Below are 15,271 nucleotides of genomic sequence, written 5' to 3'. Positions count from 1 at the left end.
CGGTGCGTTCTTTGCTGCGCATGATCAGGACTCCCGTCCTGAAATCGCACAGCAGGCCATGCGATGGTTGGGCAACAGCAGCGCGCAAAGGCCATTGACTGTCCTCGAAATGAGGACACTTGCGATGTTACATACTTCGTGAATGTGGGTGGCGTAGAAGCCGTGGGCATCGTGGAAGGCGCTGAAATCCGGCATGTGAATGCGGTCTTCGGCGATATGATAATAGGCGCTGGCCGAGCCGTAGACAGTATCGATGCCGAGCGCGGCGATGAAGGCTTCGGCGGCGGCGAGGCGTTCGCTCTCAGGCAGGTCCGGCGCCGGTTCGGGCGCGTAGCCATCGACCTGATCGGCGTTGAACAGGCTGAACGCCTTGGCGAAAAGCCGTCGATGGTCGTCATCGCCGCCGGCGTCGTCACCCTTCGCGCGAAACTCCTTCCAGAGGACGCCGAGGCTGGCGTGCTCGCCCTTGCGGACCTGCGCGCCGAGCGCCTGCCACTGGCGATAGGTGCCCCAGACCCCGCTCGCGTAGCCGCTGCCATAGGCGGCCGCCCAGAGCGAGATCGTATTTATGCCGCGATAGGGCTTGCCGCTGGCGACGTTGGTCGGGCGGGTGACGTCGGCGCCAAAATGATGCCACGGCATGCGCCAGGTGCCGGTGCCGGCTTCGATGGCGTCGACGATCGCTTGCGTGACGCGAGCGTAGACGTCTGAGCGTGGTGAGGCTGACATGATATGTTCTCCGTTCTCGCGCCGGGGACCATCCCCGGCGGCGGAGGCCCGTTCGCGCCGGGCACAGGGGGGCTCGCGCACCCGTCAGGGCCGCAGCGAAGCGAAGGACGGCGAAGCCGTTGCGCGGGCGCGCCGACCGGCGCAGGACTCCGCCAACAGCCGGGGTGGTCTACGGCGCGGGAGGGTCGATCCCGGCAATCACCGCGGTCAGGCGATCAAGCTCGCGCTGGAGCGCCTGACGCTGGAGGTCGGAGATGCGCCGTTCGCGTAAGTGCGCCCGGGCATCGGCCGCCGCACGTTCCCAGGCCGGTCTGTGGCGGGCGGTGATGCAGGCGTTGGGGCAGCGGGTCGGTTCGCACAGGGCGGTAAGCGGCTGCGCGGGATCGGGGGTCGTCACGCGCTTGAGGCAGAGCGCGGTCGCGGGATCGAAGAAGCAATCCGCGAGCGGGCCGACATGGAAGGTGCGCGCGACGCTGGCGAGCATGACGCGCAGGCGGGCCCGATCGGCGATCATGGCGGGCAGTGGCCCGAGCTTAACGGCGGCATCGTCGAGGGTCCGCGCGATGCGTGGTCCCGCCGGTCCGCCGAGTGATGCGCCGCCCTGCCGCCGGTCGAAATAGTCCAGCAGATCGTCAATCTGACCGAGCCGGCGCTGCGCCTCGACCTCTGCGCGAAACCCCGATCCACTGGTCCCGGCATAGCCCTCGAAAGCGGCGACCGAGGCATGCTTGTACTGGATCATGCCGGCGATGGTGCCGAACGGACGGTTGGCGATGTGCCACGCGATGGTGCGCCGGAACTGCCGCGTCGTGATGCGCCACGGCTTGCCATCGGGGCCGGGTGGGATGACCGGCGCATCGGGGCTGCCGAAGACGGTGTTGAGGTGGTCGCGGAAGGCGTTGAGCTGGCGGACCACCTCGCTCGACAGATGCGTCTTGGTGACAGCGCGGGGACGAAGCACCGGCCAGAGCGTGTCGCTTCCAGTCTTCCGTGCCGCGTGTTCCGACAGCCGTTCGAGCACCGTGATCGCCTCGGCCACCGGTTCGATCGTCACCCAGCTCGCCGACTCACCGGCGCTCGATCGGCGCTTGTAGAGGGTCGATCGGACGCGTTGCCGCTCGATCAGGCCGTCTTCGCTGCGCGCGATCGAGAGGCAGCCGCGCCGCATCGCCTGGACCTCGCAGTCGCGCATGCCGGTCAGATAGGCGCATACGATATAGGCGGCGGCCTGCAGCATCCGCTCCTCGATCGCTAGGGTCTTCACGTCGAAGCGGGCACGCCATGGCCGACCGCTCTCGGGAGCGATCGAGATCGGCGTGTCCATGCCGCCGACCTCGGTACCAAGCGATGCAACCGCTTCGCGAATGACATCCGGTGCGCCGGTAGTGAGCATGAGATGCATGGCCGGCTCGGCGACGGCATCGATGCCGGCATGCAAATGGAGGAGATGGGCGTTGATCGGCGGGGTTGCATCCCCGGTGAGGGGATCGATGCGCGTGGCGCCGTTGTGTGCCGTCGTCCAGATGGGCACGCCGCGTCCTTGCCGGGCTCGGCGCGCGAGATAGCGCTCGAGGCGCGCGCGCTGCCGCAGGCGGCGCTCTGCATCAGGCAGTCCGCGTTCGGCGGCGAGCAGCCGAGCGCGGACTGCCTCGAGCCGATCGAGCGCGACCCGAGCCGCCAGAATATCGGTCGCGAAGGTCGTGACATAGCGCAGCGACCAGGCGAGCAGCGGCGTGACAATCTCCTCCGGCATGCGTGGGGTGCGGTTCTCGCGCACATGCCGATATCCGGCGACGCGCGCAGCCGCTTGCCCGGCCCACGGCTCGAACCCGAGACCGCCTCCAGGCAGGTGATCCCGGAGATGGTAGAGATCGGTGACCACCTGCAAGAGCTGGCCGACGATGACGGGGCGCCGCGCTGAATCATCCCGCAGGTGGCGCGCATAAGCGTCGATCAGCGCCTGATCGATGCGGCCCAGGTCGAGCCGCCCAAGCCGCTCGCGCGCGAAGGCGAAGAACCGGCGAGCCCGGTTGAATGCCTGTCGGATGCTGGCGGGCGGCAGCTTCGGGTGGTAGCCGGGAAGACCGACGTTGAGGCGGGCGTAGAGATAGGCGCGCATTGCCGCCTGCACATCGGCATGTTCGAGCACGTCGAAATGCACGGTGACGTGGCAGCGCCGAGCGTTCTCGCGGAAGACGGCGGGACCGAGATCCCAGGTCGGGTCGCCGACGTGCGACAGCTCCTCGCGGGCATGGCCCGCCTTGAGCGGCGCGCTCGCCAGCACAGGGCGATCGTCGAACGCGGGCACGAGGGCATGGACGGGCGTGGTCATGCGCGTGCCTCCGGCGGCAGATAGAGCCGTTCGCTCCCCATCTGCCGGCGCGCTTCGGCGATAACGGCATCGGAGAAGACCGGCAGGACCTGGACCGTGATCCGGGTGTGGACGCGGCCGAACTTGGCGGCCCAGTCGCTCGCCGGCAGGCTGCATCGCTGCTCTTCGACGAACGCGAGAAAGGCGAGGATCGCGGGGAGCTTGCGCGCGGTGATGACGGCGTTGGGACAATCGAGGCAGCCCCAGAAGGGCTGCGCGCAGGGCGAACCGGGCTCGGCGAAAGGACTGCTATGGAAGCCCGCGCAGGCGGCGAGCCAGACATCCTGTTCGCCGTCGAGCACCGGACCCACCGTATCAGCCGACATCAGCGACGCGACCTGTTCGGGCGCTTCGCGCAGCGCCTGCTCGGCGGTGGGTGGAAGCACGGTCGGCATCGCCGCAGCGACCGCTGCGCGGAAGGCATCGGCGACGGCCGCCTCGTGCAACGGCCGGAGCGACGGCAGATCGGCATAGTGGCGCGCCGCAACCTCGCGGGTGTGACCGACCGCGAAGCGGGCCATATGCCCCTCGGTCTTGGTGTACCATAACGCCTTGTGGGTCTTGCGCAGCCGGGAAAGCAGCAGATGGAGCGGCTTCCCATCATCGCCGGCGATACCATGGCGACGAGCCCAGGCGGCGAGTTGGAACTTGGGATCGACGATGCCGGCGCGAAGGCCGCCAACGTTGTGATAGAGCCAGAGGCAATCGTCGGTCAGATGCTCGCGTGCGACGGCGGTGACGTCGATCAGGCGACGCATGAGGCCGCCGGGTGTGCCGCTACCACCATCGCGGACCCGCATGCTCTTGTGCTCGGCACCGCGGGCGCGGCGCTTCAGATAGCGCAGCTCCACCGTGCCGGCATGCGGGTTGGTGAGACAATCCACGGTCAGCGTCTTCAGGCACTCCGGCTCGAGGCCGGTATCGAGCGTGAGCAGCACGAGCAGCGCCGGCAGATCGCGCGCGAGCAGATGATGGCGGCCATGCAGGTCGTCGATGAGCGTGCTGATCGGCAATCCGCGCCGCATGCGCATGAAATAGAGGCGCTTCAGCGCGGGCTGGTCTGCGACGATAAAGCCCTGCCGCGCGATGATCGCTTCGACATCGGCGCGCGCCCTGGCGACGACAGGGTCGCCCTCATCAGTGCGGTCGTCGGCGCCGAGGCGGCGAAGCATCGCTTCGATATCGGCCCTCGCGGCGTCGCGCAGCGCGCGGGCGACGAAGGGGCTATAGGCATCGCGCGGGGTCGAGCGGCCCGCCGAAGTGGCCAGCGTGTAGCGCAGCCGCTCATGCAGGTCGGGCGCGATCCGATCGGGCCGGTCTGCCTCGATCGCGCGCAGCGTGTTGATGACCTTGCCGACCGTTATGTGCCGGTGGATCGCGCCCATCCCACGCCGTTCGAGCGCGGACGCAAAGCCATCGATATGGACTGCGCGCAGGTCGTTGACGCCGGTCACCTCCGGCGCATCATCGCCAAGCCAGGCGAAGAAGTGGCGATAGACCTGAACATACTGCTTGATGACGCTGGCCGCACCGATGGGGCCGCCGAGCGCCGCCGATCGACGCAGCGCACCGGCGAAAGCGATGGCGAGTGGGCGAGGATCGAGCCCGGTCATATCGACTAGGACCGTTCCGCCATGCCGCGCCTCGATGGTGAACTTGAGGCCGAGCACAGGATCGGGCTGCGATCGCTCCGGCGTGATCGGCGCAAAGGCGACAGGCCGGCCCTTGCGGGGACGCCCGCTCATACGCCTTGCGGCCCCGGCAGTAACGCCAGCAGCTCCTCGACGGCCGCGTCCACCGTATCGGCGCGGGTCGCGATATGGTCGAGGTAGATATAGGTGGTGGTGAGGCTGGCGTGGCCAAGCAGGCGTTGCACCTGTTGCAGCGGGTCGCCCAGGATCAGCCGATAGCTCTCCACCGGCCCCACCGGCAATGCCGCTTCGCGCAGCCGCTGCTGGATCAGCAAGGCGAGCATATGGACTGCGAAGGCGTGGCGAAGCTGGTGCGGGCTGATCGACAGCGGGAAGCCGTTCTGTGCGCACCGCTTGCAGGCGCGGGTGAAGATCACCTCCCACGAGTTGGGGCGGACAGGCTGGCCGACCTCGGTCAGCCATAGCGCCGCCGGCTCGCGGGGCGTTCCATCCTCGTCGCACAGGATCAGGCGGCATCGTTCCTCCGGGGTGCAGATATCGCGCATGCGGTCGAGACCGGCGCGGGTGACAGGGATCGGTCGGTCGAAGCTGGCCGCACCGTCGCGCGCGGCGAACTTGGCCACGCCCGCGGCGCGCTCGACCGCGACATAGGCGGCGATCTGACGAAGCAGCCGGCGTGGGACCAGAACGCTGCGTCCGCGGTCGCCCTTGGTGAGCGGCGGCGGAAGGGGCAACCAAAGTTGTTGGACGTCACCGTCCTCGCGGTCGATCGCCGCGAGCTCGACGGTGAGCAAGCCCGACGCCTCTTCGAGGCGCAGGCCGGTGGTGACGAGAAGATCCGCGAACAGCGCGTTGCGCAGCCCATTACGGTCGCGAGCGCCGGGGCGCTCCGTGCCGTCAGGGGTGAGCCCGCGCAGGCCGACCTCGCGGAAAATGCGGTAGTCTTCCATCGTGACGAACCGGACATCCGATCGCCTGGCGACACGTTCATAGGCATCGTTGCGCGCCGCGATCATGCCGCGACGGCCACCTTGCGCCGGTCGCCACACGGCGCGGCGGCTGAACGGCGCGTCGGCGATCAACCCTTGCTGCTCGCCCCAACGGTAAAGGCGATCGAGGCTGGCGACGGCGCGGTTCCAGCTTGCCGCCGTTATCCGGTGATCGGCATCGTCGCGGCGTCGCTCACGATGATAGGCGTCGACATCGTCGCGGGTCGCAGCCCACACGGTCTTGCCGCAGGCATCGAGAAAACGAAGCCAGACTACGACATCATAGGCGTAGGCGCGAAGCGAGTGCCGCGAGCGGACGCCCGACAGCGGCAGGTCGAGAAAGAAGCGATCCAGATCGGGATCGTAGAGCGCGTCGTCGCGCTGGATCAGCGGCACATGCGCATCGAGGCCCCTGGCCTCGCGACGCTCGCAAACAGTAATGATCGACACCGGCGCGAAGCCCTCCCCCCGGACCCCCCACCCGGAAGCTGACCTTCACACCGATGCGCGCTATGGCCCGGCAGCTATCAGGCTGGCCTCCGCCAGCTCTTGGGTCAGCGCTACGGCCAGCCTGATTACTGCCTACCGTGGGCGTCCATCGCCGACCTTACTGCAATGTTGCGGACGGCGCAGACTGTCCAGATAAGGCGACCAGTTCCTCGCGGGCGTAGTCCTTGCTGCCGAACGGGTTGAGAATCTTGCGGTCGAGGCGCGAGGCGTGGCCGGTCGAATGGGTCAGTTCGTGCAGCGCGGTGCGATAATAGTTGATCTGCTCGAAGAACGCGGGTTGCGGCGGAACCTGCACATAATCATGCGCGGGTACATAGAAGGCACGGTTGCCGCCGATGCGGAAATCGACGCCCGATGCGGCAATAACCGCTTCGGCGACGGGCACGATCTGGCGTTCGGGGAGCGGCGCGGGGCCGGCGGCAAGGCCGGGGCGCAAGCCTTCGCATTGCGCGACGTTGAACACGGTGAAGCGTTTGAGGAAGGGCACGGCGCGGGCCTCGTCGCCGGTCAGGCGTGCGCGTTCCTTCTCGGCCTCGGGGGTGAAGCGGTCGGCATAGACAACGGTGGTCCCGCGCTCGCCCTTGCGGACGTTGCCGCCTGCTTCAAGGGCTTGGCGGAAGGTCAGCCACGATTGCGAAGGATAACCGCACTCGATAACCGCGCCCCAGAGAATGAGCACGTTGACGCCGCTGTAATTGCGGCTGGTGAGCGCATTGCGCGGAAGGCCGGGGGCGGCGGAGAAGCCTTGACCATTGGGGCGGCCCCAAGGCTGGACCCAAGGAACGCGGCCCGCCTCAAGTTCGGCAACGATCCGGTTCGTCACCTCGTCGTAAAGATTGGCGCGCTCTGCCGGGGGCTGGCTCCTGCCAGCTTCTCCGCGCGCGCGATGCTTGCCGCTCTGGCGCATGGCTATCCTCCTGCACCGCCCCAAAAACCCCAGGGCCTCCCCCGGAGCGGGGGTGGGCGGCGAACTGCGACCTGCCGGGCGCGGCCAGAAGGCGGTCCGCACCCGCAGGGCCGCAATGCAATGGAGGAGCCGAGCCCGAGCGCAGTCGAGGGCCGGCTTGCGGGACGCCGGGCCGGGCCCAGAAGGGAGCGCCGTCCACCCGTGCGACGAGGGGAAGGCCCAACGAAAAACGCCGCCGCGCCGGTCAGGCGCGGCGACGACAGGCCGGAGCAAGGCTCCGGCATCCCGCCAGTCCGATCATCACCTTTGGCCGGGACGCGCGAAGCGTGGCCCGGTGGAGCTTGGCGAACGGATGTGAGCCTAGCGGAATAGAGCGGCGGTCGCGCCGCAGGCGCGAGGCGCCCAAAAACCCGGATGCGTCAGGTCAGACCCTGCCGTCTTGACGCACTCTCGCCATGGTCGCCTTACGCGACGGTGACGCGGAGGCGAGCACTCGGCCGACTGACCCGCCGCGGATCAACCGTGCAGCGGGGATCCGTGCGAACCGGTGCGAGCGGTCATCGCGGGCAACAGGCTCATCATGGCGGCACTGGCGATGATGATCGCGCCGACCGCCGCGGCGATGCCGGTCGCGGTCGGCCGCGCGCCGCCGAGATGCATCAGGCCGGAGACGACGCTGTGGCCGGCGATCCCGGCGGGCACAGCGAAGAGAAAAGCGACCGCCCCGCGAACTGGAACCGGCAACCGTGACGCGATGAGCATGCGTCCGATCAGCAAGGCCGCGACGCCGACGACGAGGCCGAGAAGCAGGCCGAGCAACAGCCCCAGCTCGCCACCCGCCGCCCACAGAAAGGTGGCCGCACCCAGCCCGACCGGGAGCGCGAAGACGGCGAGCCGGAACATCGCCCAGGCGAAGAGGACGATGCCGGTGGCGGAAAGGATCAGACCGAGCAGCATGACGACCAACTCCATAGCCTCGGAACATAGCAGAAACACGAATCCGCATGAAGCCCGGATCGGTGCTCACTACGGACGGCCTGGCGCAGCCGTCTCGGGCGGCCCTGCGCGTAGCACGACGAACAGCGTGGCCGCGCCGGCTTCGCTCCGGCCGGCAGGGGGCCGGTCGCCGATCGCGAAGAAGATGGCATTGGCGGTACGCGGCGTTGCACTGGCGGCCGCGACAGCCGACTGGGAATTGACGGGCACTCCGGCGACGCTCGCGAGATAGGCGCGGGTCTCGCCGGGCAGCGCGCGGCCGGTCCGCACGTGCTCGGCATAGCGTGCCGGTCCCGCATTATAGGCTGCGAACAGACCGGGATAGCCGAAGCGGTCATACATCAGGCGAAGATAGAGCGTCCCCGCCAATATGTTGTCGCGCGGGCTATGTGGATCGGACCCGAGCCCGAGCCGCGCGCGCATTTCGGACCAGGTGCCGGGCATGAGCTGCATCAGCCCCATCGCGCCGGCGTGGCTGGTGATCGGGCGACCGTCCAGCATCGTGCGTCCGCCGCTCTCGGCGCGCATGACGCGCTCGATCCATTCTACCGGCACGCCGAAACGCGCCGAGGCTGCCTCGATATAAGGCCGCCAGTGAACGACCGACTGCGCGCCAGCCGGCGCCGCCGCTAGCAGCGCCAAGGCGGTGATGGCGACCCTCAGCCCAGCCACAACAGCCGCGCCTCGCCGATGACGTCGCCGCGCGATGTCGGTCCGAAATAACGCCCGTCGAACGAATCCGGGCTGTCCATCAGGAGGAACAGCGCACCGGTTCTCAGTGTCACACATCCGCTCCACCGCGGCATCGGCCGCCCGCGGCCGTCAGCTTCGCGGCGATCAGTGACTGGGCGGCCATTTACGGAGATATCGCGACCACGGGCGCAAACGCGGTCGCCGGGCACGGCCGCGACGCGCTTCACCAAAGGGACGTTGATCGGAATGTAGCGCCGCTCGGCGGCGAGCCGGCGCCAGCGGTCGGGCACGCGGGCCAGCACCATGTCGCCAGCCGCGATGTCGTGACGGCCGCCAACGGCATAGAGGCCGATCGGCGCGCTGGCCGACACGTTCCAGACCAGCCGCGGCGTCGGGGGCAGCGCGATCGTCGCCGTCAGCGCGGCGACGCCAACACTGATCAGCACGGAGGCCCGAACCGGCAGACGGGAGGGTAACAGCCTAGCCATTTCCGCCATCCCGCATGTTCGCGCGCGACCAGGCCTCGATATCGTCGATATGGTAGCGCCAGACGGTGCCGTGTTTCCGGCAGCACGGACCGCGCCGCTCGCGGCGCATCTTCTTGAGCGTGTCCGCTGCGAGGCCGAGATGGAACGCGGCCTGCTTGGTTGTCAGGAACGGGCAATGTTCGCGTGCCCGCCGGGCGCGCTCCGCGGTCGAAGATACAGCTCCACCGTTCACAGCGGGCGGCGCCACCTCGGTCGGTGTTCGTGCGCCGCCGCCTGCTTTGTCGTTCGGATCGTGTGTCATGGATGCAGCGTCTAGTCCGACGAACCCGCGTTACCCGCCGATCAGGCCCGCACGCGCCGCTTCCTGATCCGCGACGTAGGCGTCCAACATGTCCGCCTGACCGGGAAGCAGCGCGTCGATCGCCGGGAGGCCGTCAATATCGTCGCGGTAAAGCAGCACCGATGGGCACTGGCCTTCGACATTACCGAGATTGGGGCGATGCTGGGCATAGCCGATGAGCGCGGCCAGATCGGGATCGAACGCTCGAGCGATGGCGGGCGGGTAGACGAGATACTGATTCTCGAACGTCCGCAGCCATCCGAGGCAATAGGAGGTGATGACCGCGCGGCGCACATGATCGGACTGGTTAGCGCCGGCACCATGCAGGATCGATCCGAGGAACAGCAGCGCGGAGCCGGGTGGCATTTCGGCGGCGACCGGACGTGCATCGCCCGGTTGCGATGCCGCATCGTGATGGCTGCCCGGCCAGACCAGCGTCGCGCCACTCTCCAGCGTGAACGGATCGATCGGCCAGATGACGTTGATCTGATAGTGCATCCCGGTCTTGACGCCGCCCCAGAGATCCTGGTCGCGGTGCGGCACCTGCGCGAGCGCGCCGGGATGGATTTCGATCGCCTGGGTGAGGTTGAGAACGATACGATCGCACCATTCCCCGAGCACCGTTTCGGCGATACCGCAGATGATCGGGTGCAGCACAAGGCCGGCGATATGCCGTGAACGCCGCAACAACGCGCCAAAGCGCTTGGTGCGGGCTCCGTAGAATCCGCCTTCGCAAAAGGGCGTGGCGACGAAGCGCGGTGCGAGTTCGGCTTCGAGCGCGGTGATTAGCTCGGTCGGCACGGCGTTATCGACAATGACATAACCGTCGGCGAGCAGCATCGCGGCTAGGCGGGCGGGGTCGTGCATCGCCATTCCCTTCACGCGGCTCTTGCCGCCGCATCGGGAGTGATCGCACCCGGCACATAGATGCCGTTCGACGCCAGCAGCGCAGGCGTACCGGCGCAGATCTCGATGCGGAACGCTCCAAGGAACGCGCCATCGATGCGGCGCGCGGGGCCGAGCGGCGCTGCGCGCCAGCCCATCGCCAAAACCTCCTCGCGAAAAGCAGCGGTCACGACGCCGGTTAGCATGGTGATTCCGCTGCCGAGCGCATGATCGACCATCGCCGAGATGAGCCGGTTGCGGACACGCAGGCGTCCGGGGGCGCCCAATCGTTGCGGCAGGCAAAGTCGCGTAATCTCGCGAACCTGCTCCCCCCGGGGCGCATCGCACTCGCAGAGCGACGCGAAACGATCGGCGAGCAGATGCGCGCCCTCTGTCGATAGCAGCCGCATCGACCCCTGGTGAATGCAGCCATCGTCGGTGGCGATCAGATAGACCGCCTTGTCGCCGTCATAGCTGTCGATTTCATAGCGGCCGCCGACGACCGGAACATCCCAGCCCAGCAGATCGACGAACAGGGTCTTGCGGTCCTCGAACATCGAGGCGGCGCGCGCATCGGTAAGCGAGCACCCTTGGACAATATGGATCATAGCAGTAGCTCCCGTTCAACGTGAACGGTCGCAAAAGGAGCAGAGATGCGGAGTTCAAACAGTCGTCAATATTGAGGATGCGGCGATCCTACTCAGAAGCGCGGGACGATCTCCTCGATGCAGACGATCCCGCAGGCGAGCGCGATCGCCGGGAGCTGCGCGCGGGAATAGATGCCGAAATGCTCGCGCAGGTCGCGCATGTAGGTGCGCACGGTCGTTGGCGCGATGTGCATCATGATCCCGATCTCGACGTCGCTCTTGCCCATCGCCGCCAAGCGAAAGCATTCGAGCCGCTTTGGGCTGAGATGGGGCAATTCCAGGCGGCGCGCCGGAAAGCCGTGCAAGCGCCGCGCCTCGGTAAAAGCCTCGCTCGCCATCAGCGTCGCGATCCGGCAGATATGCGATGGCGGCAATTGCCCGTCGCGCGTTGCGAACGTACAGCATCCGGGCGGCTCGCCGGCGACGCCAATCGGAACGGTGAGGCCGTTGCGCAGGCCATGACGCGCGGCTTCGCGCACGATGCGCGCCTGCCGCCGCGTGAAGCCGCCCAGCAGTCGCTCCATTTCGTGCCAGCCGAACGCCCGGCTTGTCGAGCGCGCCGCGAGCAAGGCGGGATCGTCGCGGTAATAGCCTTCGGCGACGAAAACGTCGCCCCAGCTCTGGAAATTGTCCATGCGGAAATATCGCCCACCGGGCTGAAAGAAGGCCATGCTCTGGACGATCGCGAGCCATGGGAGGCCGAGCTGGCGTGCGGCGGCCTCGCTGCAACTGAACAGCTCGCGATCACTGTTCGCGCGCCTGGCCTGCTTAATATAGGCATCGAGGTCGCGAAACGGCACCGAGGGGCACTCCTTTCGACGCGCGCGTTGCGGGCGCGTCTATCGGGCGCGTGGTTCCAGCCCACGCGCGTGCAGCCCCCGATGATTTACTTGGTCTTGCTCGGCCGCCCCGTCGGCTTGTGCGGATGGCGCCGGAGCGTCACCGCCGGGCGCGCCAGTATCGCGCCGATTTCCAGTTCGTCGTCCGAAACGATCGAGATCGATATCCGGCCGGACAAGAGATAGACGGCATTGACGCCGAGTGCCTTCGCGAGCCGCTCCATTGCTTTCAGCGTCGGGCTCGACCGGCCATTTTCGATCGCACTCAGATAAGAGCTGCTCGTGCCCGCATCATGGGCGAGCGCTTCTTGCGTGATGCGCATCGCAAGCCGCAATTTCCTGAGATTCAAACTGAAGGACTTCGACGCATCCATAAGGGCGTAAGTTCACGCCCTGCGACCATTACTCCACACTGGATACAGGTTGGAGTTATTATCTATATTATTACGTTTTTACAAATATTTAAATGAGATTCCCGAACAACGCGCACTCAACTCTGATGCGGATTCTCAGGCGCGCCAAAAGACCGCATTCGGACGGTCGAATCGGTCGATGACCGAAGCCCTCACGCCAGGACATTGGCCGTGGCCGCCGCAGTGGAAATCCCATCGGCGTCGTCACATCCGGGGCGAGCATTGATTTCAAGCGCCGAGCGAATCACGATGCGAACAACGTCCCGTGGACACGTCCGCAATCGCCGTTCCGGCGTGGCGTACAGGAATCATCGGATAGTTTGACGTGCCTGTGTGTCGTTGTCTCCTTTGATTTGAATGCAGCGAAGCGGAGCGTCGCATTGGTTCATAGTTATGAAATCACCGTTCGTGTCGGGCCGCTGGCCGCCCACCATGCCAACCGACTACTCGCAACAGTCGGTTCTGGCGGTAATCCCGCAGCGGTCCGGTTTGCTCCAGCCCCGCCGAATTGTACTCGGATCTTCATGATGCAGCGGGATCGGTCCGGGGATCGGTAGTGACGAGCCCGAAAAACGTGGCGCCGGCATTGCCTGAAGGATATTGTCGATCTCCCGATAGACGCCTCGCGCTGCCATATGAGGATGGCGCGCCGCTTCGTCCGGATCAAGCACGGGGGCAAAGCAGGCATCGCTGCCTTCCAGCAGTGCGCGCCATTCTTCCCGTGTCCGCATGGCGAATATCTCGCTAAAACGCTGCTTGAGCTCGGGCCAGGCATCACGATCATAGCCGTCGTCAAAACTGCTATCGCCGGCCAACCCCAGCTTTTTGCAAAGCAGCGCATAGAACTTGGGCTCGAGTGATCCGACTGAGATGAAATTCCCGTCGGCGCACCGATAGGTCGAGTACCAGTGAGGGCCGTCAAGGATGCTGCAGCCGCGTATGCTGGCAACCTGGCCGGCGGCCTTCAGGCTCAGGAGCAAGTTCATCATGTGAGCGCTCCCATCGACGATCGCGGCGTCAACCACTTGCCCATTCCCGGTATCCCGGGCGTGCATTGCCGCTGCGAGGACGCCGATGGCCAAATAAAGCGCTCCACCCCCAATATCGCCTACCAGGCTTGGCGGCGCCATTGGCGGTTCACCAGGATGCCCAGCATACCAAAGGGCTCCTGACAGCGCGATATAGTTGATGTCATGGCCGGCCGCTTGGGCGAGAGGTCCCTGCTGCCCCCAACCCGTCATGCGACCGAATACAAGGCGGGGGTTACGCGCTAGGCAAACCTCGGGACCAAGGCCGAGCCTCTCCATCACCCCAGGCCGCATGCCTTCGATCAGTACATCGCCCCTTTGGACGAGATCCAGGACATGCGCGACGCCTTCGGGGGACTTCAGATCCAAGGCAATTACACGTTTCCCGCGGTTCACAATGGCGCCGCTGCCAAGATCGATATTTTCGGAGTTAGGGCTTACGCGTTCAATGACGACGACATCGGCGCCAAGGTCGGCCAACAGCATTCCGCAAAACGGCGCCGGGCCGATGCCCGCAATTTCGAGTATTTTGAGGCCTGCAAGCGGACCAGTTTTCGTCATTCAGGCATACCTGCGTCTGAGACCTTGGCGCTTTGATCCAGGCCGTTTCGCCGCTCCAGATTTCGAGACGGGTTGCAGTCGTGCTGGGCGGCAGTGTCGAAAGTAAGATTGGCAAAATGACCTTGATTCGCCTAATTCATTCTCTGGAGCAATTATTCCTGTGGGGCATGTCCATGCTCGATTCTCGCCTCAAGCATGCCGTCGCGGTTGGTCAGCTTCGTTCCTTCTCCAGGGCAGCGGATGCGGTTGGTGTCACGCAGTCGGCGGTGACCAAGAGTGTCGCTGAACTCGAACGGTATCTTGGCTATTCCCTTTTCCATCGGACCTCACGGGGCGCGATGCCGACAGAGGAGGGACGCGAATTTATCGATCGCGCAGCGCGCTTGCTTGCCGACGCAGCTGAACTACTCGGAGATACAGCCCGCCGCGCCGACGCCTATGCGGGCCCGCTTCGAATCGGACTGTTCCCAGGGTCAATCGACTGGTTGCTCACCCAACCTCTGGTTTCTTTGCTGCGGCGCCATCCGGCAGTGCGCGTCGAAGTCGTTTCGGGCAACAGCGAAAGGGGCGTGCGACTCCTGTCGCGCGGCGATATCGATGTCGCCTTTGGACTTGAAGCGGCCTTTGCACGCTGGCCGGAATTCAAGTGCGAGCGGGTCGCCTCGATCGAAATACTGCCTTTTGTGCGGAACAATCATCCCATTCTGGGGATAAACCCGACCAGCAAGGAGCCGCTGGTCCAGTTCGAATTCGTAGTGCCCTCATCTTCCGAACCCTACACATCGATCATTCAGCAGATGTACGAAAAAAGCGGTAAGCGTCCCGCTGACTGGATCCACATGACAGACTATTTTCAATTGGTTCGACGGATCGTTGCCACATCCGATGCTATCGGGATGGTTGCAAAACAGTTCACCGAGAACTCATGGTTTCGCGCCAATTTCGTGGCCTTGGAGGGAATCGGTTTATTCGATCCATTGACGCTTTGTTATGCTGTGCGTAGCCGCTGGCAGGTAAAACCGGCTGGCCGTGCGCTCGTCAGCCTTGTTCGTCAGGCATGGCGCACCGCACCATCGGATTAACGGCAAGGGGGCGGGGTGCGATCGGAAATCCGCTGCATCCGTCGCGATCAGCTAGAGCATTTCGCGCAGAAGTGGGAACCGGCTTTCCGGCAGGAAATGCTCTAGCAAATTGATCTTGGGCATTTTCCGAGTTGGCGGGTG

14 protein-coding genes and 1 pseudogene are annotated in these 15,271 nt (G+C 65.8%); 1 reads left to right on the top strand and 14 read right to left on the bottom strand.

The features are described from left to right. Positions 1-24: 24 nt before the first annotated feature. The 14 genes and pseudogenes from Q8R81_RS06540 to Q8R81_RS06475 form a co-directional block, all read right to left on the bottom strand. Positions 25-729 (bottom strand): ArdC family protein, encoded by a 705-nt coding sequence (locus Q8R81_RS06540; RefSeq protein WP_305616613.1) that lies wholly within the window; start codon positions 727-729, stop codon positions 25-27. Between the two features lie 169 nt (positions 730-898). After that, complete coding sequence (locus Q8R81_RS06535) at positions 899-3,061, bottom strand: hypothetical protein (RefSeq protein ID WP_021224413.1); 2,163 nt, start codon at positions 3,059-3,061, stop codon at positions 899-901. Next, positions 3,058-4,845, bottom strand: a complete 1,788-nt coding sequence (locus tag Q8R81_RS06530; protein ID WP_021224414.1) for a hypothetical protein — start codon at positions 4,843-4,845, stop codon at positions 3,058-3,060. The genes Q8R81_RS06535 and Q8R81_RS06530 overlap by 4 nt, the downstream gene beginning before the upstream one ends. Then, complete coding sequence (locus Q8R81_RS06525; protein ID WP_305616611.1) at positions 4,842-6,191, bottom strand: site-specific integrase; 1,350 nt, start codon at positions 6,189-6,191, stop codon at positions 4,842-4,844. The genes Q8R81_RS06530 and Q8R81_RS06525 overlap by 4 nt, the downstream gene beginning before the upstream one ends. A 163-nt stretch (positions 6,192-6,354) precedes the next feature. Continuing rightward, positions 6,355-7,158 (bottom strand): annotated as a pseudogene (locus Q8R81_RS06520) (ArdC family protein); the annotation flags it as partial. Between the two features lie 516 nt (positions 7,159-7,674). After that, positions 7,675-8,115, bottom strand: coding sequence for a hypothetical protein (locus Q8R81_RS06515; RefSeq protein ID WP_137775485.1), 441 nt, complete (start codon positions 8,113-8,115; stop codon positions 7,675-7,677). 69 nt (positions 8,116-8,184) lie between these two features. Then, complete coding sequence (locus Q8R81_RS06510) at positions 8,185-8,826, bottom strand: lytic transglycosylase domain-containing protein (protein WP_058454896.1); 642 nt, start codon at positions 8,824-8,826, stop codon at positions 8,185-8,187. After that, a complete protein-coding gene (locus Q8R81_RS06505) occupies positions 8,814-9,293 on the bottom strand; it encodes a S26 family signal peptidase (RefSeq protein WP_369815587.1) in 480 nt (159 codons plus the stop codon). The genes Q8R81_RS06510 and Q8R81_RS06505 overlap by 13 nt, the downstream gene beginning before the upstream one ends. A gap of 34 nt (positions 9,294-9,327) precedes the next feature. Beyond that, on the bottom strand, positions 9,328-9,636 hold the full coding sequence (locus Q8R81_RS06500; RefSeq protein WP_082657684.1) for a helix-turn-helix domain-containing protein: 309 nt from the start codon (positions 9,634-9,636) through the stop codon (positions 9,328-9,330). Between the two features lie 30 nt (positions 9,637-9,666). Continuing rightward, positions 9,667-10,548, bottom strand: coding sequence for a phytanoyl-CoA dioxygenase family protein (locus Q8R81_RS06495; RefSeq protein ID WP_082731460.1), 882 nt, complete (start codon positions 10,546-10,548; stop codon positions 9,667-9,669). A gap of 5 nt (positions 10,549-10,553) precedes the next feature. Further along, positions 10,554-11,168, bottom strand: coding sequence for an acyl-homoserine-lactone synthase (locus Q8R81_RS06490; RefSeq protein ID WP_058454899.1), 615 nt, complete (start codon positions 11,166-11,168; stop codon positions 10,554-10,556). A gap of 92 nt (positions 11,169-11,260) precedes the next feature. Continuing rightward, on the bottom strand, positions 11,261-12,007 hold the full coding sequence (locus tag Q8R81_RS06485; protein WP_066113774.1) for a LuxR family transcriptional regulator: 747 nt from the start codon (positions 12,005-12,007) through the stop codon (positions 11,261-11,263). 86 nt (positions 12,008-12,093) lie between these two features. Continuing rightward, positions 12,094-12,420 (bottom strand): helix-turn-helix domain-containing protein, encoded by a 327-nt coding sequence (locus Q8R81_RS06480; RefSeq protein WP_017499963.1) that lies wholly within the window; start codon positions 12,418-12,420, stop codon positions 12,094-12,096. A gap of 482 nt (positions 12,421-12,902) precedes the next feature. Further along, positions 12,903-14,048 (bottom strand): CaiB/BaiF CoA-transferase family protein, encoded by a 1,146-nt coding sequence (locus tag Q8R81_RS06475; protein WP_041685272.1) that lies wholly within the window; start codon positions 14,046-14,048, stop codon positions 12,903-12,905. A gap of 32 nt (positions 14,049-14,080) precedes the next feature. On the opposite strand from Q8R81_RS06475, the gene Q8R81_RS06470 reads away from it, so the two are divergent. Further along, on the top strand, positions 14,081-15,130 hold the full coding sequence (locus Q8R81_RS06470; RefSeq protein WP_011415069.1) for a LysR family transcriptional regulator: 1,050 nt from the start codon (positions 14,081-14,083) through the stop codon (positions 15,128-15,130). The last annotated feature ends 141 nt before the right edge of the window (positions 15,131-15,271 follow it).

This window comes from Novosphingobium sp. (genome assembly GCF_030696665.1).
Taxonomy (GTDB): domain Bacteria; phylum Pseudomonadota; class Alphaproteobacteria; order Sphingomonadales; family Sphingomonadaceae; genus Novosphingobium.
Note: the sequence above shows the minus strand (reverse complement) of the source record. Positions and strands in the feature narration are given on the sequence as shown.